This window comes from Mycobacterium sp. SMC-4 (genome assembly GCF_050205565.1).
Lineage (GTDB): Bacteria > Actinomycetota > Actinomycetes > Mycobacteriales > Mycobacteriaceae > Mycobacterium.
Window position 1 is genome coordinate 1 of record NZ_JBNMQU010000012.1, and the last position, 21,875, is coordinate 21,875.

Sequence of the window (21,875 nt, forward strand, 5' to 3'; positions counted from 1 at the left end):
GTGTTAAGCACGCCGCCAGCGTTCGTCCTGAGCCAGAATCAAACTCTCCAAACAAAAACGTTCAGAAAAATTCGAACCAAACAAAAGACACCAAAACTGGCATCCAAAAAAACCACACCCCTAAACGGGAAAAAGAGGCGCGGCAAAAAACAACAAACAAAAACCACCAAACACACTATTGAGTTCTCAAACAACACACCCGGTTTCAGGCAACCCTGACACTGTACTGCATGTGACCAGGGAGGTCAAACCTCGTCCTCCGGATCTTTCAACCCGGGGCCGTGGGCTTCTGTTGGAAGATACTACGCACGAATCCGCCAGGTTCCCAAATGTCCTGTTCAGAACCGGTTTCGGACCCTCTACTCTACGCGACGCGCTCCACTTCCGCACCCAAACTGACGAGATTTTCGACGAACTTCGGATATCCGCGGTCGATGTGGAACACGTCGTGCACCTCGGTTTCCCCGTCGGCGACGAGTCCGGCCAACACCAAGCCGGCGCCGGCGCGGATATCCGAGGACCACACGGGTGCGCTCGACAGCTGCGGAATCCCACGCACCACCGCATGGTGTCCGTCGGTCCGGGCGTCGGCGCCCAGCCGGATCATCTCCTCCACGAAACGAAACCGTGCCTCGAAGACGTTCTCCGTGATCATCGACGTGCCGTCGGCTATCGCCGCCAATCCGATCGCCATCGGTTGCAGGTCCGTCGGAAATCCCGGGAAAGGCAGGGTCGCGACGTTGACCGCCTTCGGGCGCTCGTACTGCACCACCCGGAAGCCGTCGTCACTCTGGGTGACGGTGGCACCGGCGTCGTGCAGTTTGTGCAGCACGAGTTGGAGATGGGCGGGGTCGACCCCGGTGACCGAGACGTCTCCGCGGGTCATCGCCGCGGCGATCCCCCAGGTGGCCGCGACGATCCGGTCCCCGATGACCCGGTGCTCGGTCGGATACAGCCGGTCCACGCCGGTGATCGTCAAGGTCGACGAACCCGCACCGGAAACCTGCGCACCCATCTGGTTGAGCATCGTGCAGAGGTCGACGACGTCGGGTTCCCGCGCGGCGTTGTGGATCGTCGTGACACCGTCGGCGAGGACCGCGGCCATCAGGATGTTCTCAGTGGCGCCCACCGAGGGGAACTCGAGTTGGATCTCGGCGCCGTGCAGATGATCGGCTTCGGCCACGACGCACCCGTGTTCGATGGTGCATCGCGCCCCCAGCTGACGCAGCCCAGCCTGGTGCATGTCCAGGGGACGCGACCCGATCGCGTCACCTCCGGGGAGTGCGACCTTCGCCTTCTTGCATCGGCCGACCAGCGGCCCGAGCACACACACCGACGCGCGGAACTGGCGCACCGCGGCGAAATCGGCGTCGTACTTCGGTTCGTCTGGCGAGGTGATGCGAACGACGTCGCCGTCGAGTTCGACCGTCGCACCGAGTCCGCGCAGCACCTCTGCCATCAACGGCACGTCGAGAATGTCCGGGCAATTGGAGATCGTGCTGGTGCCCTCGGCGAGCAAGGCGGCGGCCATCAGCTTCAGCACACTGTTCTTGGCGCCACCGACAGCAACTTCGCCCGATAACCGGCAGCCGCCGGTCACCACGAAATGCTCGCTCACGTCGGTCAGTGTAAACAGCGCTCCTGCCCATGTCAGTCTCCCGAGCCGCGACTCTCACACTGCGTCCCGTACGGTTTGGGCATGGCTGTGCACCTGACGCGGATCTATACCCGGACCGGCGACGATGGGTCCACAGGACTCAGCGATTTCAGCCGGGTTTCGAAGAACGACGCACGGTTGGCGGCCTACGCCGACTGTGATGAAACCAACGCGGCGATCGGGGTCGCCGTCGCACTCGGGCAGCCCGACCAGCATCTCGCCGAAGTGCTGCGGCAGATCCAGAACGACCTGTTCGACGCGGGAGCCGACCTGTCGACGCCCGTGGTCGAGAACCCCGAGTATCCCCCGCTGCGTATCCAGCAGAGCTACATCGACCGGCTCGAAAAGTGGTGCGACGAATTCAACGAAGGGTTGACCGCACTCAACTCGTTCGTACTGCCGGGCGGAACCCCCATGTCAGCGCTGCTGCATGTGGCGCGGACGGTGGCCCGACGGGCCGAACGTTCGGCGTGGCACGCGGTCGAAACCCACGGCGACACCGTCAGCGTGCTGCCCGCGAAGTACCTCAATCGGCTCTCGGACCTGCTGTTCATCCTGTCGCGCGTCGCCAATCCCGAGGGTGACGTGCTCTGGAAGCCGGGCGGCGGAGCTCAGTAGATGCGTCGCCGCGCCCGCGGTGACGGTCGCGATTCCAGCCACGACGTGAACGCGGTCAACGCTCCGCGGTCCAACGCGATCTCATAACCCCGGCCGCGTTCCGGGCCGGCATCGCGCAATTCCAAGATCGCAATCTCGTCGGTCATGATGTCGAACTCGTCGCCCCGCGGGGAACGACGCGACACGATCTCCAGACCCCGCCGACTGAGCGTCCGGTCCGGCCACCACCGCAGGCTCGAAAGCCGGTAGAACCCGGCTTCGCCACCCCGATAACGCATGACGCCGTGCCGCCAACCCTGCCCACCGACAGCGGGATAGTCCCGAAGGATGGCAGCAGTGCCGCCGACCTGGCGCAACTTCCACAGACGGTAGCCGAGGACCCCGACTACCAGGGCCAAGACACCGACGAGCGCCACCATGAATTGCATGGAGGCGCTCATCGGTGGTCAGTCCAGTTGGCCGATTGCGCGCAGACGTGCGCGACCCCACGCCGCGGTGCGCTCGTCGTCAGACTCCGAGTCCTGCTTCGCCTCGTCGGCGTTGATCTCATTCTCGAACTGCGCGTTCTCGACGAGAATCCGCACGACCTCGTCGGTGACCGAGAGGAATCCCCCGTCGACCGCGATACGCAGGTCGTCTTCACCCTCACGCTCGACGCGCACCATCGCGTCGTCGACGAGTTGCGCGACGAGCGGGATGTGCCGAGGCAGGATCCCGATCTCGCCCGCGGTGGTGCGAGTGAACACGAAGGAGGCGTCGCCTTTCCACAGCTCGCGCTCAACGGCGACGATCTCGACGGTCATGTCCGCCATGTCACACCACCTTCCTCGATCCGATGCTCTTCGCGCAGGCGCTCATCGCCAGTCCGATGCTCAATCCGTCACTCACAGCTTCGCGCCGAGGCTTTCGGCCTTCTTCGCGAGGTCGTCGAGTCCGCCGATGAGGAAGAACGCCTGCTCGGGCAGGTGATCGAACTCGCCCTTGGTGAGCTTGTCGAACGCCTCGATGGTCTCCTTGAGCGGCACCGTCGAGCCCGGCTGACCGGTGAACTGCTCGGCGGCCATCATGTTCTGGCTCAGGAAGCGCTCGATACGGCGGGCCCGGTTCACCAGCTGCTTGTCCTCTTCGGCGAGCTCGTCGATACCGAGGATGGCGATGATGTCCTGGAGGTCCTTGTAGCGCTGCAGGATTCGGATGACTTCCTGCGCCACCCGGTAGTGCTCGTCGCCGACCACGGCCGGGTCGAGGATCGTCGAGCTCGAGGCCAGCGGATCCACCGCCGGGAAGATGCCCTTCGAGAACACCGAACGCGAGAGCTCGGTGGTGGCGTCGAGGTGCGCGAACGTGGTCGCGGGGGCCGGGTCGGTGTAGTCGTCGGCGGGCACGTACACGGCCTGCATCGAGGTGATCGACTTACCGCGCGTCGAGGTGATGCGCTCCTGCAGCTCACCCATCTCGTCGGCCAGGGTGGGCTGGTAACCCACCGCGGACGGCATACGGCCGAGCAGCGTGGAGACCTCGGAGCCGGCCTGGGTGAACCGGAAGATGTTGTCGATGAACAGCAGCACGTCCTGGCCCTGCTCGTCGCGGAAGTACTCCGCCATGGTCAGCGCCGACAGCGCCACGCGCATACGGGTGCCCGGCGGCTCGTCCATCTGGCCGAACACCAACGCGGTGTCCTTGAGCACGTTGGCATCCTCGAGCTCGACCCACAGGTCGTTGCCCTCACGGGTGCGCTCACCGACGCCGGCGAACACCGAGGTACCACCGAAGTTGCGGGCGATACGGTTGATCATCTCCTGAATGAGCACCGTCTTGCCCACGCCGGCGCCGCCGAACAGAGCGATCTTGCCGCCGCGGACGTACGGGGTGAGCAGGTCGACGACCTTCAGGCCGGTCTCGAGCATCTCGGTGCGCGGCTCGAGGTCCGAGAAGGCCGGCGGCTTGCGGTGGATCGACCAGTGCTCGAAGTCCTTGCCGTAGCCGGGCTCGTCGAGGCAGTCGCCGAGGGCGTTGAACACGTGGCCCTTGACGCCGTCACCGACGGGCACCGAGATCGAGGTGCCGGTGTCGGTGACCTCGACGCCGCGCACCAGACCGTCGGTGGGCTGCATCGAGATGGTCCGGACCAGGTTGTCCCCGAGGTGCTGAGCAACCTCCAGCGTCAGGGTCTTGGACAGCTCCTTGTAGGAGATGTCGGCGTGCAGCGCGTTGAACAGCTCCGGCACGGCGCCACGCGGGAACTCCACGTCGACGACCGGACCGGTGATACGGACCACGCGGCCGGTGGTCTCCTTGGCTTCTGCTGGTGCACTCATGTTGTTTCTTCGCTTCCTAACCGGGCGTACTGCTGAAGGTCATTTGGCGTCGGCCAGCGCGTTGGCGCCGCCGACGATTTCGCTGATTTCCTGGGTGATCTGTGCCTGGCGTTCGCGGTTGGCCGCCAGCGTCAGGGACTTGATCAGTTCGTCGGCGTTGTCGGTGGCCGACTTCATCGCCCGGCGCCGCGAGGCCGACTCCGACGCTGCCGCCTCGAGCAACGCCGCATACACGCGGGTGGCCACGTAGCGCGGCAGCAGCTCGCCGAAGAGGGTCTCGGCATCCGGCTCGAACGAGAACAGGGTCTGCGGACCGTCGGCCGGGGTTTCGTCCTCGACGTACTCGACGACCATCGGGGCGATCCGCCGGGCCGCCACCACCTGCGAGAGCATGGACCGGAACTCGGTGAAGACGATGTGTAGTTCGTCGACGCCGAGGACACCATCGGCTCCCGCGTCGTCGCCCTCGTCGTCGGCACCCGACATGAAGGAGGCCACCAGGGTGTCAGCGATCTCCCGGGCGTTCTCGTAGGTGGGCCGCTCGGAGAACCCGGTCCACGACTCGACGACCTCGCGCTGACGGAAGCTGAAGTAGCCCAGCGCTTTACGGCCGACGACGTAGAGGACCGGCTCCTTGCCCTCTTCCCGCAGCAGCGAGAAGAGCTCCTCGGACTGCCGCAACACATTGGCGTTGTAGGCACCGCAGAGACCACGGTCCGACGACACCACCAGCACAGCGGCCCGCCGCGGGTTCTCCCGCTGCACGAGCAACGGATGATCCAGCGCGCTGGCGCTGGCGAGCTCGGTCAGCATGTTGGTGATCTCGGTGCTGTAAGGCCGAGCCGCTTCGACTCGGGCCTGCGCCTTCGAGATCCGCGACGTGGCGATCAGTTCTTGCGCCTTGGTGATCTTCTTGATCGACCCGGCGGAACGGATACGCCCGCGAAGCTCGCGCAGTGTTGCAGCCATCTAGCTCTCCAGACCCTCTCGGTGACTACTTGTTGGAGGCCGGCTTGCGGACCTTGACGGACTCCTTCTCGACGTCCTCTTCGTCCATGGCCTCGGCGTTGGCGTCGACCGCCACCGAGCTGCCGTCAGACGCGGAGAAGCCCTTCTTGAAGTCGTTGATGACCTTGACCAGCTTCTCCTCGTTCTCCTCGGAGAACTTCTTGGACTCGCGGATGTCCTTCAGGATCTCCTCGTGCGAGCCTCTGACGTGCTCGAGCAGCTCGGTCTCGAATCGCGAGACGTCTTCCACGGGAACCGAATCCAGGTGGCCGCCGGTACCGAGGAAGATCGAGATGACCTGCTCCTCGACCGGGAACGGCGTGTACTGCGGCTGCTTGAGCAGCTCGACCAGGCGGGCACCGCGGTCCAGCTGAGCCTTCGAGGCGGCGTCGAGATCCGAGGCGAAGGCGGCGAACGACTCGAGCTCGCGGTACTGCGAGAGCTCCAGACGCAGCGAGCCGGCAACCTCTTTCATCGCCTTGATCTGGGCGGCGCCACCGACGCGCGACACCGACACACCGACGTTGATGGCCGGCCGCACACCCTGGTTGAACAGGTCGGACTCCAGGAAGCACTGGCCATCGGTGATGGAGATGACGTTGGTCGGGATGAACGCCGAGATGTCGTTGGCCTTGGTCTCGATGATCGGCAGACCGGTCATCGAACCGCCACCGAGCTCGTCGGACAGCTTCGCGCAACGCTCCAGCAGACGCGAGTGCAGGTAGAACACGTCACCCGGGAACGCCTCACGGCCCGGCGGACGGCGCAGCAGCAGCGAGATCGCCCGGTACGCGTCGGCCTGCTTGGTCAGGTCGTCGAACACGATCAGTACGTGCTTGCCGTCGTACATCCAGTGCTGACCGATGGCCGAACCGGTGTACGGAGCCAGCCACTTGAAGCCGGCAGCGTCGGAGGCCGGAGCCGCGACGATGGTGGTGTACTCCATCGCGCCGCCCTCTTCGAGCGCCCGCTTCACCGAGGCGATCGTGGTGCCCTTCTGGCCGATCGCGACGTAGACGCAGCGAACCTGCTGCTTGGGGTCACCCGTCTCCCACGCCTGACGCTGGTTGAGGATGGTGTCGACCGCGACGGCGGTCTTGCCCGTCTTGCGGTCGCCGATGATCAGCTGGCGCTGACCGCGGCCGATCGGGGTCTGGCTGTCGATGGCCTTGATGCCGGTCTGCAGCGGCTCCGAGACGCCCTGACGCTGAACCACCGACGGCGCCTGCAGCTCCAGTGCGCGACGGGTGTCCGTCTGGATGTCACCCTGGCCGTCGATCGGCTGGCCGAGCGGGTTGACGACGCGACCGAGGAACGCGTCACCGACCGGAACCGACAGGACCTCACCGGTGCGCTTGACCTGCTGGCCCTCTTCGATCTTCTCGAAGTCGCCGAGGATAACGGCACCGACCTCGTGCTCGTCGAGGTTCAGTGCGACTCCGAGGACGCCACCCGGGAACTCGAGGAGTTCCTGCGTCATCACCGAGGGCAAGCCCTCGACGTGGGCGATACCGTCACCGGCGTCGACAACGACACCGACTTCTTCTCGGTCGGACTCCGCGGAGAAGGAGGAGACGTAGTCCTCGATCGCCCCTTCGATGTCAGAAGCCGAGATTGTCAACTCTGCCATGGCTTTTCGTCTTCCTGCCTGTGTGTTTCTCGTTGCTTGGTTGCCCGGAGTCCGGCGCTCTTAGTCCGGCAGCCCTGCGCGGGCCGCGGCTAACCGGGAGGAGATGGATCCGTCGATGACCTCGTCACCGACCGTGATGAGGAGCCCGCCGAGCAGCTCGGGATCGATGTTGAGCTGGACCGACACGTCGGTTCCGTAGATGCGGCTGAGCACCTCGGTCAGACGCGTCCGCTGCTCGTCGGACAGTTCCGCTGCCGCGGTGACCTGAGCGAGGGCCTCGCCGCGCCGCGCCACCGCCAACTCGGCGAGGTCGTTGACTGCCGCGTCGGCGTTCTGCCCACGCAGCAACTCGACGGTCTGCTTCAGCAGTGCAGAGGTCGTCGCGTTGACGCCGCCGGCGCTCTGAAGCACCTTGTCCAACAGGCCGATCCGCTGATCGGCGTCGACGCTGGTGTCGGACAGCAGGCGGCTCAGTCGGGATTCGTTGTCGAGCACCCGTCCGAGACGGAACAGCTGCTCTTCGACTTCCTCGCTCTGGTTGTCGCGATCGGCACGGACCAACAGGGCCAACCGGGCGACGTGCTCGAGGGCGTCGACCAGGTTCTCGGTGGTCGACCAGCGCTGCGCCACGGCTGTCTTGAGCAGCTCGAGGGCTTTGGGATCGACCTTGCCGTCGAACAGGCGCTCGGCCAGGCGCACCTTCGCCGACGATTCGTCTGCCGGCTCGGCGAGGTGCTTGTTCAGCGTCGGCTCTTTGAGTAGCACCTTCGCGATCGCCGTGAGGTTCTCGGCGACGGTGGTCAGGGCGTCCGCGTCAGCGTCGGCGACGTCGGACTCGAACCGCTTCACGACCTCGGCGAGGGCTTCCCGACTGGCTGCCCGCAGATTCAGCGAGGCACCCGACTCGAGAACCGCCGGGGACGGCGCCATCTCGTCGAGTTCGTCGAGGAACCGGTCCACGGTCGAGGACTGCGCTGCCGGATCCGAGACGAAGTTGCGGACGATGTCCTCAGCCTTCTGCACGGATTCGACACCGAGGCCCGACCGCAGCTGACGGATCAACTGCTGCCGCATCAGCTGAACCTGCTGAGCCCCCTGGGACTTGATCCGTTCGGCCTCGGCGTCGGCCTGCTCGGCGAGCTGCGCGGCGATCCGCTCGGAATCTTGGCGCGCCTCGTCGGTGACCTTCTGCCCCTCGGACTTCGCGTCTTCGACGGCCTTGGCGTGCATGGCGTCGGCCTCGGCCAGCTTCTTGCTGGCCTCCGCGCTTTCGGCGAGAGCCGCGCGAATCGCCTCCTGCTGCCGCTGCATCATCGACTTCACGAGTGGGGCAACCCACTTGACGATGATGAAGACGATGACGGCGAAGCCGATCAGCTGTCCGATGAAAGTCGACATCTACTGGCTCCCACGCGTATTCACGTCCACACCCAGGATTCGGCTCGCGAGCGTCGCAGACAGCGCGTCCACCGACGCCTGAAGCTCCGACTGCGCGGCCGAACCCTGTTGTGTCAACTCTTCGTCGGCCGTCTTGACCGTTTGGGCGACCTCGCCGTTGGCCGCTGCACGCTTCTCGTCGACGACCTGGCGGCCCGCGACCCGTGCCTCGTCACGTATGGAGGACGCCTCGCCCCGGGCTTCGGCCAAGGTCTTGTCGTAATCCTCCCGTGCCGCGGCGACCTGTTCGGCCGACTTGCGGTTGTCAGCGGCGGTCTTGGCCAGCATCGCTTCCCGCTCGGCCAGCACCTTGCTGATCGGTGGCACAACCCATTTCGCGATCACGCCGAGCACAATCAGGAAGATGAGCAGCACGGCGAAAAAGGTGCCGTTGGGGAGCAGGAAGTTGCTCGTCCCGCCCCCCTCCTCCGCCGCGAGTATGGCGGAGGCGAGGTTCGTCGATGTCAGATCACCCATGTCGCTGAATTAGCCGACCGGCGTGGCGAAGACGAACAGAGCCATGAAGGCGAGGTTGATGAAGTAGGCGGCCTCGACCAGACCCACCGTGATGAAGAACGGCGTGAACAGTCGACCCTGGGCCTCCGGCTGCCGGGCAATGCCCGCGATCAGCGCGTTACCGGCGATACCGTCACCGATACCGGCACCGATAGCGCCGCCGGCCATGATCAGACCACCGCCGATGAGTGCGCCAGCAGCGATTGTGGGGTCCATTTCCTATCCTCCTTGATATCTGGCAGAGCGTCTCTGTCAGGGGTTTGTGTGGTCCTTACGTACTACGGCAAATAGCTGTTTGAGGGTCGGTGCGCTCAGTGGTCTTCGTGGTCCAACTCCATCGACTGACTGAAGTACAGGATCGTCAGCAGCGAGAAGATGAAGGCCTGGATCAAGCCGACGAACAGGTCGAAGGTCTTCCACACCGCGTTGGGCAGCCACTGGATGTACCAGGGGAACATCGCGATCAGCGCCACCAGGATGCCGCCGGCGAAGATGTTGCCGAAGAGTCGCAGTGCCAGCGAGATCGGCTTGGCGAGTTCCTCGACGACGTTGATGGGGGCGAGGAATGCGACGTGCCCCTTCACCACCTTGACCGGGTGGCCGATGATGCCGCGTCGCCAGAAGCCTGCCGCGTGGTAGCAGATGAAGACGAACAGGGCGAGAGCCAGCACGAAGTTGATGTCGGAGGCCGGAGCCTTGTACAACTCGGCGGCCGCGCCGTCGGCGCCGCCGTACTGCAGCGGCAGCACCGCGAGCCAGTTCGAGATCAGGATGAAGACGAAGATCGTGACGGCGAGCGGCAGCACGAACGGCGCGACTTTCATGCCGATCGCCTGCTCGATCTGTCCGCGCATCTGGATGGTCAGCGCCTCCCAGAACAGCTGCACGCCGCCGGGTACGCCTGTCGCGGTCACCTTGGACTTCAGGTAGAAGGCCAGACCGAGGACGATCACGGCGGTGATTGCGGTAGCGAGGATGGTGTCCCCGTTGAACGTCATACCGAACAGCTCGAATACCAGGGTGTGATGCCCGACGTGGATCGGGGCACCACCTTCCTCAGCGGCGAGGACAGTCTCGAACATCTGCGTCATTGGGGTCAGCTCAATCCTTCGCTTCCGTGTCTGCCACGTTGAGCCCCTCGCTGCGGATCTTGCGCAGTACCGGGAGGCTGGTGCTCGTCACCAGTAGTGCCTGGAAGATTGCGAGCCCGAAGAGCACCGCGAGGCCGCCGTTGTCTTTGAAGACGAACGCGACGGTCAGTCCGATCGCAGTGATGACGAGCAGGCGCGTCGCCGAGTTCAGCGCCATCTTCTTCTTGAGTGGGTGATCTTCGGCGGTGATGCTCTCGACTGCGCGGCGCACCAACAGTGCGTTGGTCAGTCCGAGGCCCAGCCCGACTCCGAAGAAGACGCCGTAGAAAATGTTGCCACCGAAACCTGCGACGACGACGGCGACAGCGGTGAGCGCGACGCAGATGATCAGCAGACGTACGGGCCGGAAAGCGACGGACGGAAACACCAACGGCGCGTCTTGCGCTGGCGTCGTCACTGCTTCACCTCAATCCCGCGGTTGTCGTGTGCTGTGAGTGCCGTCCCGATGATCCGGTGCGTCGCGCCCGTAGCGTAGCGGAGGGCGGCAGGCGCGCTGGAATCACCCAAGGGGTAGCTCCCTGTGATCGGTCGAACTGTCTGTTCCGGAGGCCGGAAACCCGCGAAATCGATCGGGTTCTTATTGAACCCTAACACACGCAGCGGGTCGCAAAAGAAGCCCTACTACTTCTCGTCGTACACCCTCCGGCCTGCAGTGTCTCGTCGGCCGAGCAGCGGGATCAGCGTCACGACGAGCGCGATGACGACGGCTGCGCCCATCGCCGCGGCGGTGTGCCGCGGATCGAAGAAGATCGTGCTCGCCGCGCCCAGCGCCGCGATGCCCACCCACAGGTAGACCAGCAGCACGACGCGTCGGTGCGAGTGCCCGATCTCGAGGAGTCGGTGATGCAGGTGCATCTTGTCGGGGCTGAACGGGCTGCGTCCGGCCCGGGTGCGCCGGATGATCGCGAGCAACATGTCCAGGGCCGGCACGAACATCACCGCAACGACCAGAAGGAACGGCGACAGCAGCGCGAACACGTCGCGCACCCCGTACGCGGTCTGCGAGATCGGGCCGGCGGCGGTCGTCGACGCGGCGGCCAGCATCAGGCCGATCAGCATCGACCCCGAGTCCCCCATGAAGATCTTCGCCTTGTGGAAGTTGTGCGGCAGGAACCCCAGGCACGCCCCGGCCAGGACGACCGAGATCACCGCCGGCGGGTAGAACAGCACGTCGCCGCCGTGGTCACGCAACAGGCCGACGGAGAAGAGGCAGATTGCCGACGCGGTGATCAGACCGAGACCGGCGGCCAGTCCGTCGAGACCGTCGACGAAATTCATCGCGTTGACGATGGCCACCGTCAGCGCGAGGGTCAGCAGAATCGACGCGACCTGGTCGAGCACGATCGTGCCGACTCCCCCGAACGGGATGTACAGCACGCTCCACGCGACGCCCATGGTGACCAGCACGCTGGCGGCGGTGATCTGGCCGGCGAACTTGGTCAGGGCGTCGAGTCCCCAGCGGTCGTCGATCAGCCCGACCAGCATGATCAACCCGCCGGCCACCACGACCGCGGGCATGCCCGACGAGTAGACGAACCCTCGCGTCAGCGCGGGTAGCTGGGAGGCCAGCAGTACCGCCGCCACGACGCCGAGGTACATCGCCAACCCGCCCATCCGCGGCGTCGGCTGCAGGTGAACGTCACGCTCGCGCGGGTAGGCCACCGCGCCCCAGCGCATCGCCACCACACGGACCAAGCCGGTGGCCAGGTAGGTGATGATGGCCGCGGTCAGCCCGACCAGTGCCAGCTCGCGGAGCGGGACGCCGGCACCGCGGTCGGACAGCGCGAGCACGCTCTCCGAAACGGGGCTGGAGAACATCACCGCGCCACCGTAATGCACCGTCTCGTGCACTCAGTCGCGCTGCGGCAACAGTGTCGCGGGGTCGACGCGCAGCACCTCTGCGATGGCGTCGACGGTCACCGGCCCCTCACGCAGGATCCGGGGGTTCGCCCCGGTCAGGTCGACGATCGTCGAGGCGGCCTGTGCCTTGGCCGGCCCGCCGTCCAGGTAGACCTCGACGAGATCGCCGAGTTGCTCGCGGGCGTCGGCGGCGGTGACGGCTGCCGGCTGCCCGGAGCGGTTCGCGCTCGACACCGCCATCGGTCCGACCTCGCGCAGGAGTTCGATGGCGACCGGATGCAGGGGCATGCGCAGCATCACGGTGCCGTTGGCGTCGCCGAGATCCCACTGCAGCGACGGCGCCTGCTGCACCACCAGGCTCAGGGCGCCGGGCCAGAACGCGCGGATCAGCTCCTTGACCGACGGCGGCACGGTGTAGACGAGGCCTTGGATGGTGTGCCAGGAGCCGACCAGAACCGGCACCGGCATGTTGCGTCCGCGCCCCTTGGCTGCCAGCAGTGCGGCGACGGCTTCACTGTCGAACGCGTCGGCGCCGATGCCGTAGACGGTGTCGGTCGGCATGACCACCAGTCGGCCGCTCTTGAGCGCACTGATGGCCGCCGCGATGCCCGTCGTGCGTTGCGTCGGGTCGGAGCAGTCGAACGTCTCAGCCATGGGTCACCAATCTCTCACCGACTGCGTACGGCGGTCACGTAACGCGGCCTGCCCGTCCAGTCGTGTCGCGGGGTGATGTCGTGGAAGAGCCCACTGTCGCTGAACACCTCGACGGTGCGGCGCGAGGTGGTGTCGTCGTGTTCCACGGCGCAGAATCCACCGGGGCGCAGCAGCCGTGCGGCAGCCTCGACGATCGGCGCGATGACCGCCATCCCGTCCGGACCGCCGAACAGGGCATGGCTCGGATCATGTTGCGCGACTTCGGGTTCCATCGGTGTGCCGTCCGGTATGTACGGCGGGTTGGCCACGAGCAGGTCGACGCTCGCGTCCAGCTCGCTGAGCAGCCCGGGCTGGGTCACGTCGGCGCGTATCAGCTCGACGCGGCGGCCGGCGACGTTGCGGCGCGCGTAGGTCAGGGCCTGCTCGGAGTCGTCGACAGCGATCACCCGGGCGCGGGGGCGGTGGGTGGCCAGCGCCAGGGCCAAGGCCCCGGATCCGGTGCACAGGTCCACGATGACCGGGTCCTCCGGCAGCCGCAGCGCCATCGCCCATTCGAGCAGGACTTCGGTCTCGGGCCGCGGGATGAACACGCCGGGTCCGACGTCGAGGGCGACAGGGCCGAACGCGGCGGTTCCGGTGAGGTGCTGCAACGGGATGCGTCGGGCCCGCTGCCCGATCAGTTGCCGGTACCGAGCCAGGAAGTCGGAGTCCGGTGCGGTCAGGGCGAGACGACCGCGCGATGTGCCGGCGACGTGGGCGGCGAGAAGTTCGGCGTCGACGCGCGCCGATGCCACTCCGGCGGCCGCCAACTCGTCGGCGGCGGCGGCGATGACGTCCCGCATGGTCGTCGGCCGGTGCGCCACGCTCACGTGCTCTGCAGCCGCGATTGTCTGTCGGCCGCGGCCAGCGCGTCGAACAGCGGGTCGAGTTCGCCGTCGAGAACCTGGTCGAGGTTGTGGGCCTTGAAGTTGATGCGGTGGTCGGCGATCCGGTTTTCCGGGAAGTTGTAGGTCCGGATGCGTTCGCTGCGGTCGACGGTGCGGATCTGGCTGGCACGGTCGGCCGACGCGTCGGCCTGGGCCTGTTCTTCGGCCAGCGCCTGCAGTCGGGCGGCCAGGACCTGCATGGCGCGCGCCTTGTTCTGCAGCTGAGAGCGCTCGTTCTGGCAGGTGACCACGATGCCGGTGGGCAGGTGGGTGATGCGGACCGCGGAGTCGGTGGTGTTGACGCCCTGGCCGCCCTTGCCCGAAGAGCGGTAGACGTCGATGCGCAGATCGGATTCGTCGATCTGCACCTGCTCGATCTCCTCGGGCTCGGGGTAGACGAGCACGCCTGCTGCCGACGTGTGGACCCGGCCTTGGGATTCGGTGACGGGCACGCGCTGCACGCGGTGCACACCGCCCTCGAACTTCAGCCGCGACCAGACCCCGTCGGCCGAGTCGCCCTTGCTGCGGATGGACAGCGTCGCGTCCTTGTAGCCGCCCAGATCCGAGCCGGTCTCGTCGAGGATGGTCACGGTCCAGCCGCGCCGCTCGGCGTAGCGGATGTACATGCGGGCGAGGTCGGCGGCGAACAGCGCGGACTCCTCGCCGCCCTCCCCCGACTTCACCTCGAGCACGATGTCGTCGGCGTCGTGTGGATCGCGGGGCGCGAGCAGGTCGGCCAGTTGGGTCTCGAGTTCGGCGACGGTGGCGCTGAGTTCGTCCACTTCCGCGGCGAACGACGAGTCGTCGGCGGCCAGTTCGCGGGCGGCCTCGAGGTCGCCGCGGGCGGCCTCGAGCTTGCTGTGTGTTGTGACGATCGGTGAGATCTGCGCGAACCGTCGACCCACCTTGCGGGCGGCGCCGGGGTCGGCGTGCAGTTCCGGATCGGCCATCCGCTGCTGCAGGTCAGCGTGTTCGGCGAGGACCGCGTCGATCGCCGATGCGGTGTCGGTCACGCCGCCTCCTTGTCGTACCGACGAAACAGCGCCCGCCCTGCGCGGAAAGCGGCAGGTCGGGCGCCGATCGGATGGCTACTTGTCGTCTGCGGACTTGTTCTGTCCCGCCGAGCGCTTGCCGTAGCGCTTCTCGAAGCGGGCGACGCGGCCGCCGCTGTCGAGGATCTTCTGCTTACCGGTGTAGAACGGGTGGCACTGCGAGCAGACCTCGACAGTGATCTGACCGCTCTTCTTGGTGCTGCGGGTGGTGAAGCTGGCGCCGCAGCCACACAGCACGGTGGTCTCGACGTAGTCAGGATGAATCCCTGATTTCATTGGTTTCCCTCTTCGATCGTGGGCCCCGGGTCGCCTCTGAGTATTCGAGAGATTGCGGCGTGAACCGGAACCGAGGTGTCGGCGATCCATTATGCCAGTACGACCGCCAGCAGCCTAAACGCGCAGCCGAGCCGCCCTATTCCGGACGGTAGATGCGGCCGTCGCGCCGCCACAGCACGCGTCCGGCAGGTTCGGTGCCCATCGCGACGAGTTCTCGCTTGAGGATCTTGTTGGTGGCGGTGGCCGGCAGCTCGTCGGCGATCCAGACGTGACGGGGCCAGGCCTTCGGCGACAGGTCGGGCTGGCCGGCGAGGAACTCGCCGAACTCTTCGGGGGTCAGCGTCGCCTCGTCCTGGAGCACGATGGCGGCCATCACCTGGTCGCCGACGTGTTCGTCGGGCACCGGGTAGACGGCGACGGTGCTGACGGCGGGCAACCGGATCAGGATTCGCTCGATCGGTGCGGCGGTCATGTTCTCCCCGTCGACGCGCATCCAGTCGGCGGTCCGACCTGCCAGATAGATCCAGCCGTCGGCATCCCGGTAGGCGAGGTCGCCGGTCCAGAACATGCCGTGGCGCATGCGTTGGTCGGTCGCGCCGGGGTCGTTGTAGTACCCGGCGAACATGCCGGACCCCTGGGTGTTGACGAGTTCTCCGATCGCCTCGTCGGAGTTGAGCAGGGCGCCGTGCCGGTCGAATTGCGCGACGGCGCATTCGGTGAGGGTTTCGGCGTTGTAGATCGCCACTCCGGGGAAGCCCTTCCCGATGGAACCTGGCGGGCAGCCGTCCTCGCGGGTGACGGTGACGGCGTTCTCTGTCGACCCGAAGCCGTCCCACACCTGGCAGTCGAAGCGGCGGGCGAACTCGGCGATGTCACGGTCGGTGGCCTCGTTGCCGAAGGCCACGCGCAGCGGGTTGTCCGCGTCGTCGCGCCGTTCGGGCGTGGCCAGGAGGTAGGCGAGGGGCTTCCCGACGTAGTTCATGTACGTGGCGCCGTAGCGCCGGATGTCGTCGAGGAAGCGGGACGCGGAGAAGTGCGCGGGCGCCATCGCCGCACCGGCGTTGAGCGCCACCGACCAACCGGCCAGGACCGCGTTGCTGTGGAACAGCGGCATCGACAGGTAGCAGACATCGTCGGGGCCCAGGCCGAATCGGTCGGTCAGGGCCGCGCCGGCGAGCAACACCATCGCGTGCATGACCTGCACGGCTTTGGGGTCGCCGCTGGTACCGGAGGTGAAGATCAGCATGAAGGTGTCACCCCCGCCGGGTTCGCGGTACGGGGTGAGTTCGCCGGCGCCCGTCAGCAGTTCTTTGTACTCGGCACTGCCGACCACCAGGACGCGCACGCCGGGGAGATCCAGTCCGTCGAGTAGGGCGACGTGCTCGTCGTCGGTGAGGACGAACTGGCAGTCGGCGTGCAGGATGTCGCGCGCCAGGGCCGGCCCGCGACGGGTGTTGTTGACTCCGCACAGCACGTAGCCGCCGAGGCCCGCGGCCGCCATCGCGGTCAGCATGTCCGGGGTGTTGCCCAGCAGCGTGCCGACGTGCAGCGGACGGGCCCGGTCAGCGGCACCGATCAGAGCCGCTGCCTGCGTGGCCGCGGCGTCGAGATGTTCGCGCCAGGTCCAGGTCTGCCCTTCGTAGGTGACGGCGATGCCGTCGTCGCCGTAGCGCTCCCGCAGCAGTTGCTGAACCGTCTCGGCCACCCGCCCGCCCTTCGCTTGGTGCACAGATTTGGATACTTGTCTACTCGACGGGTCACGGGTGGGCCACATCGCCCCACCGCGGACCGGTCATTTGCGAAGATAGGCCGATGAGCGTCGACACCGAGGTCAATCCGGCATCCGCGCCGGAATCGAAACTGCCGGTGCGCGACCGGTTGATCGACGCAGCGGTTCGCTGCTTGACCGCCAAAGGGATTCGCGCGACGACCGTCTCGGAGGTGGCCGAGGTTGCCGGCGTCAGCAGGGGTTGGCTCTACCGCCATTTCCCCGACAAGTCCGAGCTTCTCGGCGCGGCCATCGTCCGACTCAACGACGCCTTCTGGACCGAGTCGCGGACGCGCCTGGATGCGGTGCGCGGGCTGGACCAGCAGATCGCGGTCGGTGTCGCCCTGGCACGCAAGGAATCCGAAACGCCGGGCGCCCTGGTGCTCAAGCTGCGACAGGAAGAGCCCGAAGCGTTCACCGCCTGCGTGGGACTGGGTGTCCGCGGACTGATCCCGGAGATCGCCGCGTTCTGGGTGCCCTATCTGCGGGCTGCGGTCGAGGCCGGCGAGATCCACCCGAACACCGACTGCGACGAGGCGGCGGAGTGGATCGCCCGGCTGATGATGAGCCTGGCGACGGTTCCGGGGGAACAGTGCGACGTCGACGATCATGAGTCGGTGTTGCGGCACGCGCGTCGCTACATCGTGGCGGCGCTGCGCTGCGATCCGGGTGCGGTCAGCGACGCCCCGTCAGCTTGACCAGCAGATCGCTGATCGGCGCCTCGACGGTCGCCGTGCCCTCCCCCAGGCTGAAGTCCGCGTCGGTGGCGATCAGCCGCGTGTCGCTGAAACGCCGACGTGCGTGAAACGGAAACCCGTGGCCCCAGACGTGTGTGGCCGCTTCCACGGCGGCGTCGACGGGCATGGCCCGCTCGATTCCCAACGGACGACAGATGTCCTGGGTGTGCACCAGCACGTCGGTCAGCGGGTCGCGGACATCGGTGCCCGGCGGATGGCGTCGACATCCGACGATGTCGCGTAGCCGGGCGGTGATCTGTTCGGGCGTGCCGTCGTCGGCACGCGCCATCCGGTCGATGACCGCGTTCATCCGGAATCCGCTGCGGGCCGCCTCCCAGATCATCCGCGGCGTGCCGAGCGTCGAATGGGTCAGATGCGCGGCGACATTCCGGACCGCCCACCCGTCGCACAGCGACGGCACGTCCCAGGCCGCGGCGTCGAGACTGTCCAGAAGGTCGGCCAGTTCGCGTCGTTGCTGGTCGATGTGCTGCCAGACGGTATCGACGTCCATGACGATCTCCCGGATTAGTCAGATTCCCTGACCAAAAATTAGTCAGGGAATCGGACTAAAGTCAAGGGGTGACCGAGCACCCACCCGTCGCGGTCTTGATGTTCATCGCGCACCGCGACGTCGAGAGCCGAGTGATGACAGCGATCGCCGATGCGGGATTCACCGACATCACGATCGCGCAATCGCGACTGATGCAACGCCTCGATCCCGCCGGCATGCGGCTGACCGACCTTGCCGACCAGGCCCGCGTCACCAAGCAGACCGCCGGAGCACTCATCGACCAGCTCGAGCGCGCCGGCTACGTGGAACGCCGTCCCGACCCCACCGATGCGCGGGCCCGACTGGTCACCCTCAGCGACCAGGGCGCACAGGTGTGCCGGCTCGCCGGCGCCGAGGTCGCGCGCGTCGAGGAACAGTGGCGCAACCACCTCGGCGACAGCACGTTCACCGCGCTGCGCGACGCGCTGGTCGCATTGCGCGAGATCACCGACCCCTACGCGTGAGCCGCGCCCGGGCGATCAGTCGACGTCGCCGCCGGGCGTGTTCTTCGAGACCTGGACCAGGAACTCGTAGTTGTTCTTGGTCTTGCGCAGCTGGCTCATCAACAGATCGATGGCCTGGTGCGGATCCAGCCCGGACAGCACCCGACGCAGCTTGTGCACGATCGCGAACTCGTCGGGCGAGAGCAGCAGCTCGTCCTTGCGGGTGCCCGACGGGTTGACGTCGACAGCCGGGAACACCCGACGCTCGGCGATCTTGCGGTCCAGCTTGAGCTCGGCGTTGCCGGTGCCCTTGAACTCCTCGAAGATGACCGTGTCACCGGTGGAACCGGTCTCGACCATGGCCGTGGCGATGATCGTCAGCGAGCCACCTTCCTCGATGTTGCGCGCCGCGCCCAGGAAGCGTTTCGGCGGATACAGCGCGGTCGAGTCCACACCACCCGAGAGGATGCGGCCCGACGCCGGGGAGGCGTTGTTGTAGGCGCGGCCCAGGCGGGTGATCGAGTCGAGCAGCACCACGACGTCCTTGCCCTGTTCCACCAGGCGCTTGGCGCGTTCGATCGCGAGCTCGGCGGCCTGGGTGTGGTCGGACGGCGGACGGTCGAAGGTAGAGGCGATGACCTCCCCCTTGACCGAGCGCTGCATGTCGGTGACCTCTTCAGGACGCTCGTCGACGAGCACCACCATCAGATGGCATTCCGGATTGTTGCGGGTGATCGCGTTGGCGATGTCCTGCATGATCGTGGTCTTACCGGCCTTGGGCGGGGACACGATCAGGGCGCGCTGGCCCTTACCGATCGGCATGATCAGGTCGATCACGCGGGTGGTCAGCTTGTCGCCGGAGGTCTCCAGACGCAGCCGCTGGTTCGGGTAGAGCGGGGTGAGCTTGTTGAACTCGGGCCGCTTCCTGGCCTCTTCGACGGGCTTGCCGTTGACGCTGTCGAGGCGCACCAGCGGGTTGAACTTCTGCCGCGGGTTTTTGTCGCCACCCCCGTCGTTGTCGCGGGGGACGCGCACGGCACCGGTCACCGCGTCACCGCGGCGCAGGCCGTTCTTGCGGACCATGTTCATCGAGACGTAGACGTCGTTGGGTCCGGCGAGGTAGCCCGAGGTCCGCACGAACGCGTAGTTGTCCAGCACGTCGAGGATGCCGGCCACCGGCTGGACGACGTCGTCCTCGCGCAGCTCGGCATCGGTGTTCCCGCCACCCTCGCCGCCGCCGCGCTCACGACGCCGCCGGTCCCGGAAGCGTCGTCCGCGCCGGCCCTGACGACCGTCGCCGTCGTCGTCGTTGTTGTCGGAACGGTTGTTGTCCGACCGGCCGCGGTTCTGGCCGCCCTGCTGATCGCCATCGGAGCGGTTGTCCGAGTCGTTGTTGTCCTGCTTGTCGGACTTGGCGGAGTTGTCCGCCTTGCCGGAATCGTCCGCCTTCTCGGCGGCACCGGAGTTGTCGTCCTTCGATTCCCGGTCGTCACGGCCACGGCGCCCGGCGCGATTGTCCTTGCCCGCGTCGGTCTTGGCCTGGTCACGGTCCTGAGTCGGCGCGCTGTCGGATGCCTCCTGCGCGGCCGGCTGCTCGGTGGCCGGCTTGCCCTGGTCGCGCGACGCGCTGCGCCGTTCACGCCGCGGCGGTGCCGTCGGCGCGTCGGCGGTGGCCGGCTCGGCGGTGCCGGATTCTGGGGCCGTCGAGACCGGAGCCTCGGCGGCGGCAGCGGTGGTGCCGTTGCTCGCATTGCGGCGCTCGCGGATGGCCGAAACGAGCTCGCCCTTACGCATGCCCGAGGCACCCTCGATGCCGAGTTCCTTCGCCAGGGCGCGCAGTTCGGGCAGCACCATGCTGGTCAGAGCTCCGCCGCGTCGCGTCGAGGCCGGAGCCTGCGTCGCGCTCTCCTTTTCGGCAGCGGGAGCGTCTGGGGTCACGGCGATGGGCAGCTGGCCGGATTCGGCGCTGTCACCAGCCGTGATGAGGTCCGTATCGGTCACGGATTTCCTTTCTTCCCTCGCTGATCGAGTCACGCGGGGGTTCGGTGCGGTCAGCCGATCCGCTGATCGCGAAGGTCACACCATTGCCACTGCAACGATGATCGCCGGGCTTCGCCGGAGAACGGCGAACCGTCAGTCCACAAATTGAACACCTGAAAGAAGAGTGGTCGTCCTAGTGTCGGCGCAGGTACAGACGCTGCGATTGCTGGACGATTGCGAGAATAACTCTCATCCGAGGCGGAAGCAAGAAAGCCGTGGTGGGCATGTTGCGGTTTCGGCATGCGCGCTAGCCGTCCACCTGGCTTTCCGTCGTTTCCGTCACGCCTCCGAGCTACCGACCGCCACTCCCGAGGCCCACGTGACGCCGTTGCCGACCGAGGTCTTGACGACGGTGAACCCTTTTTCAGCGGCGCACCTGACGGCTTCCTGCGGAAGTTCCGCCCGGGTGCTCAAAGCCAGCACCGCAGGCCCGGCGCCTGACAGCACTGCTGCAAACCCACAACGGCGCAGCACCGCAAGAAATTCCGCCGATGCCGGCATGGCCGGCGCCCGCTGCGGCTGGTGCAGGACGTCTTCGGTCGCTGCCATCAGCAGGTCAGGACGCTCGGAGAGGGCGACCACCAGCAGCGCCGCCCGACTCAGGTTGAACCGGGCGTCGTGGTGGCTGACCTGCTCGGGCAGCAGCACCCGGGTCTCGGCGGTCGAGGACCGCACCTGCGGAATGGCGACGAACAGGTTGATGTCGGGATGCAGCCGGATCGGGGCCGACGCGTAACGCCGAGTCTCGCCGTCGACCTCCGTCCAGGACACGACCGCACCGCCGCACACCGCCGCGGCGGCATTGTCGGGGTGTCCCTCGAACTCCGACGAGACCTGGACCAGCTCGGCTTCGGTCATCGGCGTGCAACCCACCTGTGCCGCAAGCCCATTGGCCGCGGCAAGACCACCGACCACTGCGGCCGCCGACGACCCGAGACCGCGCGAGTGTGGAATGTCGTTGCGGCAGCGCACGATCAACCCCGTGGCCGCAACCCCCAGGGCGCTCAGCCCCCGTTCGATCGCCCGCACCACCAGATGCGAGGCGTCGAGCGGTACCTGCCCCTCCCCTTCACCTTCGACCTCGACCGTGAGCCCGGATTGCGTTGTCTCGACGATGATCTCGTCGTAGATGCTCACGGCAAGGCCGAGGCTGTCGAAGCCGGGGCCGAGGTTGGCACTCGACGCCGCGACGACAGCGTTGGCCGTCAGCCCGGGAGGCAGGGTGCGCGTCATG

24 protein-coding genes are annotated in these 21,875 nt (G+C 66.7%); 4 read left to right on the forward strand and 20 right to left on the reverse strand.

Annotation, left to right across the window (positions count from 1 at the left end; all coding sequences use genetic code 11):
- Positions 1-182: hypothetical protein (locus tag ACQI46_RS20060; RefSeq protein WP_427095804.1), on the forward strand; the 182-nt coding region annotated here is incomplete at its 5' end.
- Between the two features lie 182 nt (positions 183-364).
- Here the strand turns inward: ACQI46_RS20060 and murA are convergent.
- Positions 365-1,618 carry a UDP-N-acetylglucosamine 1-carboxyvinyltransferase gene (gene murA, locus ACQI46_RS20065; protein ID WP_427095805.1) on the reverse strand — a complete coding sequence of 418 codons (1,254 nt, stop codon included), beginning with the start codon at positions 1,616-1,618 and terminating at the stop codon, positions 365-367.
- A gap of 81 nt (positions 1,619-1,699) precedes the next feature.
- On the opposite strand from murA, the gene ACQI46_RS20070 reads away from it, so the two are divergent.
- Entirely contained in the window at positions 1,700-2,275 is a 576-nt protein-coding gene (locus ACQI46_RS20070; RefSeq protein WP_427095806.1) for a cob(I)yrinic acid a,c-diamide adenosyltransferase, read from the forward strand.
- On the opposite strand, the gene ACQI46_RS20075 is transcribed toward ACQI46_RS20070, so the two are convergent.
- The 16 genes from ACQI46_RS20075 to fadD1 form a co-directional block, all read right to left on the reverse strand.
- Positions 2,269-2,715: a DUF2550 domain-containing protein gene (locus tag ACQI46_RS20075; RefSeq protein WP_427095807.1), complete on the reverse strand. Its 447-nt coding sequence runs from the start codon at positions 2,713-2,715 to the stop codon at positions 2,269-2,271. The two genes, ACQI46_RS20070 and ACQI46_RS20075, sit on opposite strands and share 7 nt — an antisense overlap.
- Before the next feature lie 6 nt (positions 2,716-2,721).
- Positions 2,722-3,087: a F0F1 ATP synthase subunit epsilon gene (locus ACQI46_RS20080; RefSeq protein WP_427095808.1), complete on the reverse strand. Its 366-nt coding sequence runs from the start codon at positions 3,085-3,087 to the stop codon at positions 2,722-2,724.
- A 72-nt stretch (positions 3,088-3,159) separates the two neighbouring features.
- Positions 3,160-4,593, reverse strand: a complete 1,434-nt coding sequence (gene atpD, locus ACQI46_RS20085; RefSeq protein WP_427095809.1) for a F0F1 ATP synthase subunit beta — start codon at positions 4,591-4,593, stop codon at positions 3,160-3,162.
- Positions 4,594-4,632: 39 nt separating this feature from the next.
- On the reverse strand, positions 4,633-5,562 hold the full coding sequence (locus ACQI46_RS20090; protein WP_427095810.1) for a F0F1 ATP synthase subunit gamma: 930 nt from the start codon (positions 5,560-5,562) through the stop codon (positions 4,633-4,635).
- A gap of 25 nt (positions 5,563-5,587) precedes the next feature.
- Complete coding sequence (gene atpA / locus ACQI46_RS20095; RefSeq protein ID WP_427095811.1) at positions 5,588-7,231, reverse strand: F0F1 ATP synthase subunit alpha; 1,644 nt, start codon at positions 7,229-7,231, stop codon at positions 5,588-5,590.
- Between the two features lie 60 nt (positions 7,232-7,291).
- A complete protein-coding gene (locus tag ACQI46_RS20100) occupies positions 7,292-8,629 on the reverse strand; it encodes a F0F1 ATP synthase subunit B/delta (protein WP_427095812.1) in 1,338 nt (445 codons plus the stop codon).
- Positions 8,630-9,145, reverse strand: coding sequence for a F0F1 ATP synthase subunit B (locus tag ACQI46_RS20105; protein WP_427095813.1), 516 nt, complete (start codon positions 9,143-9,145; stop codon positions 8,630-8,632).
- A 9-nt stretch (positions 9,146-9,154) separates the two neighbouring features.
- Complete coding sequence (locus ACQI46_RS20110) at positions 9,155-9,400, reverse strand: F0F1 ATP synthase subunit C (protein ID WP_024449289.1); 246 nt, start codon at positions 9,398-9,400, stop codon at positions 9,155-9,157.
- A 95-nt stretch (positions 9,401-9,495) separates the two neighbouring features.
- Positions 9,496-10,266, reverse strand: a complete 771-nt coding sequence (gene atpB / locus ACQI46_RS20115) for a F0F1 ATP synthase subunit A (RefSeq protein WP_427095980.1) — start codon at positions 10,264-10,266, stop codon at positions 9,496-9,498.
- Between the two features lie 19 nt (positions 10,267-10,285).
- Positions 10,286-10,732, reverse strand: coding sequence for an ATP synthase subunit I (locus ACQI46_RS20120; RefSeq protein WP_427095814.1), 447 nt, complete (start codon positions 10,730-10,732; stop codon positions 10,286-10,288).
- Positions 10,733-10,956: 224 nt separating this feature from the next.
- Entirely contained in the window at positions 10,957-12,153 is a 1,197-nt protein-coding gene (locus ACQI46_RS20125; protein ID WP_427095815.1) for a glycosyltransferase family 4 protein, read from the reverse strand.
- Positions 12,154-12,186: 33 nt separating this feature from the next.
- Entirely contained in the window at positions 12,187-12,849 is a 663-nt protein-coding gene (locus ACQI46_RS20130; protein ID WP_427095816.1) for an L-threonylcarbamoyladenylate synthase, read from the reverse strand.
- A 14-nt stretch (positions 12,850-12,863) separates the two neighbouring features.
- Positions 12,864-13,691, reverse strand: coding sequence for a peptide chain release factor N(5)-glutamine methyltransferase (gene prmC / locus ACQI46_RS20135; RefSeq protein WP_427095981.1), 828 nt, complete (start codon positions 13,689-13,691; stop codon positions 12,864-12,866).
- A gap of 23 nt (positions 13,692-13,714) precedes the next feature.
- Entirely contained in the window at positions 13,715-14,788 is a 1,074-nt protein-coding gene (prfA, locus tag ACQI46_RS20140; RefSeq protein ID WP_427095817.1) for a peptide chain release factor 1, read from the reverse strand.
- Positions 14,789-14,863: 75 nt separating this feature from the next.
- Positions 14,864-15,103, reverse strand: a complete 240-nt coding sequence (gene rpmE / locus ACQI46_RS20145; RefSeq protein ID WP_098006207.1) for a 50S ribosomal protein L31 — start codon at positions 15,101-15,103, stop codon at positions 14,864-14,866.
- A 136-nt stretch (positions 15,104-15,239) separates the two neighbouring features.
- Positions 15,240-16,808, reverse strand: coding sequence for a fatty-acid--CoA ligase FadD1 (gene fadD1 / locus ACQI46_RS20150; protein WP_427095818.1), 1,569 nt, complete (start codon positions 16,806-16,808; stop codon positions 15,240-15,242).
- Between the two features lie 107 nt (positions 16,809-16,915).
- Between fadD1 and ACQI46_RS20155 the strand changes: the two genes are divergently transcribed.
- A complete protein-coding gene (locus tag ACQI46_RS20155) occupies positions 16,916-17,569 on the forward strand; it encodes a TetR/AcrR family transcriptional regulator (protein WP_427095819.1) in 654 nt (217 codons plus the stop codon).
- Here the strand turns inward: ACQI46_RS20155 and ACQI46_RS20160 are convergent.
- Positions 17,547-18,119: a maleylpyruvate isomerase family mycothiol-dependent enzyme gene (locus ACQI46_RS20160; RefSeq protein ID WP_427095820.1), complete on the reverse strand. Its 573-nt coding sequence runs from the start codon at positions 18,117-18,119 to the stop codon at positions 17,547-17,549. The two genes, ACQI46_RS20155 and ACQI46_RS20160, sit on opposite strands and share 23 nt — an antisense overlap.
- 98 nt (positions 18,120-18,217) lie before the next feature.
- Here ACQI46_RS20160 and ACQI46_RS20165 point away from each other — a divergent pair, with 98 nt between their 5' ends.
- Positions 18,218-18,622: a MarR family winged helix-turn-helix transcriptional regulator gene (locus ACQI46_RS20165; RefSeq protein ID WP_427095982.1), complete on the forward strand. Its 405-nt coding sequence runs from the start codon at positions 18,218-18,220 to the stop codon at positions 18,620-18,622.
- 15 nt (positions 18,623-18,637) lie between these two features.
- Here ACQI46_RS20165 and rho read toward each other — a convergent pair whose 3' ends face one another.
- Together rho and thrB are read right to left on the reverse strand one after the other, a co-directional pair.
- Positions 18,638-20,602, reverse strand: coding sequence for a transcription termination factor Rho (rho, locus tag ACQI46_RS20170; RefSeq protein WP_427095821.1), 1,965 nt, complete (start codon positions 20,600-20,602; stop codon positions 18,638-18,640).
- Positions 20,603-20,920: 318 nt separating this feature from the next.
- Positions 20,921-21,874, reverse strand: a complete 954-nt coding sequence (thrB, locus tag ACQI46_RS20175; protein ID WP_427095822.1) for a homoserine kinase — start codon at positions 21,872-21,874, stop codon at positions 20,921-20,923.
- Between the last annotated feature and the right edge of the window lies 1 nt (position 21,875).

Bases quoted from the DNA above. Each gene is read 5' to 3' on its own strand.
- ACQI46_RS20155 (WP_427095819.1), top strand. From the start codon at position 16,916: ATGAGCGTCGACACCGAGGTCAATCCGGCATCCGCGCCGGAATCGAAA.
- ACQI46_RS20070 (WP_427095806.1), top strand. From the start codon at position 1,700: ATGGCTGTGCACCTGACGCGGATCTATACCCGGACCGGCGACGATGGG.
- ACQI46_RS20130 (WP_427095816.1), bottom strand. From the start codon at position 12,849: ATGGCTGAGACGTTCGACTGCTCCGACCCGACGCAACGCACGACGGGC.
- ACQI46_RS20090 (WP_427095810.1), bottom strand. From the start codon at position 5,562: ATGGCTGCAACACTGCGCGAGCTTCGCGGGCGTATCCGTTCCGCCGGG.
- atpD (WP_427095809.1), bottom strand. From the start codon at position 4,593: ATGAGTGCACCAGCAGAAGCCAAGGAGACCACCGGCCGCGTGGTCCGT.
- ACQI46_RS20110 (WP_024449289.1), bottom strand. From the start codon at position 9,400: ATGGACCCCACAATCGCTGCTGGCGCACTCATCGGCGGTGGTCTGATC.
- rpmE (WP_098006207.1), bottom strand. From the start codon at position 15,103: ATGAAATCAGGGATTCATCCTGACTACGTCGAGACCACCGTGCTGTGT.
- atpB (WP_427095980.1), bottom strand. From the start codon at position 10,266: ATGTTCGAGACTGTCCTCGCCGCTGAGGAAGGTGGTGCCCCGATCCAC.
- ACQI46_RS20075 (WP_427095807.1), bottom strand. From the start codon at position 2,715: ATGAGCGCCTCCATGCAATTCATGGTGGCGCTCGTCGGTGTCTTGGCC.
- ACQI46_RS20100 (WP_427095812.1), bottom strand. From the start codon at position 8,629: ATGTCGACTTTCATCGGACAGCTGATCGGCTTCGCCGTCATCGTCTTC.
- thrB (WP_427095822.1), bottom strand. From the start codon at position 21,874: ATGACGCGCACCCTGCCTCCCGGGCTGACGGCCAACGCTGTCGTCGCG.
- atpA (WP_427095811.1), bottom strand. From the start codon at position 7,231: ATGGCAGAGTTGACAATCTCGGCTTCTGACATCGAAGGGGCGATCGAG.
- ACQI46_RS20125 (WP_427095815.1), bottom strand. From the start codon at position 12,153: ATGTTCTCCAGCCCCGTTTCGGAGAGCGTGCTCGCGCTGTCCGACCGC.
- prmC (WP_427095981.1), bottom strand. From the start codon at position 13,691: ATGCGGGACGTCATCGCCGCCGCCGCCGACGAGTTGGCGGCCGCCGGA.
- ACQI46_RS20160 (WP_427095820.1), bottom strand. From the start codon at position 18,119: ATGGACGTCGATACCGTCTGGCAGCACATCGACCAGCAACGACGCGAA.
- ACQI46_RS20105 (WP_427095813.1), bottom strand. From the start codon at position 9,145: ATGGGTGATCTGACATCGACGAACCTCGCCTCCGCCATACTCGCGGCG.
- ACQI46_RS20165 (WP_427095982.1), top strand. From the start codon at position 18,218: ATGTTCATCGCGCACCGCGACGTCGAGAGCCGAGTGATGACAGCGATC.
- ACQI46_RS20080 (WP_427095808.1), bottom strand. From the start codon at position 3,087: ATGGCGGACATGACCGTCGAGATCGTCGCCGTTGAGCGCGAGCTGTGG.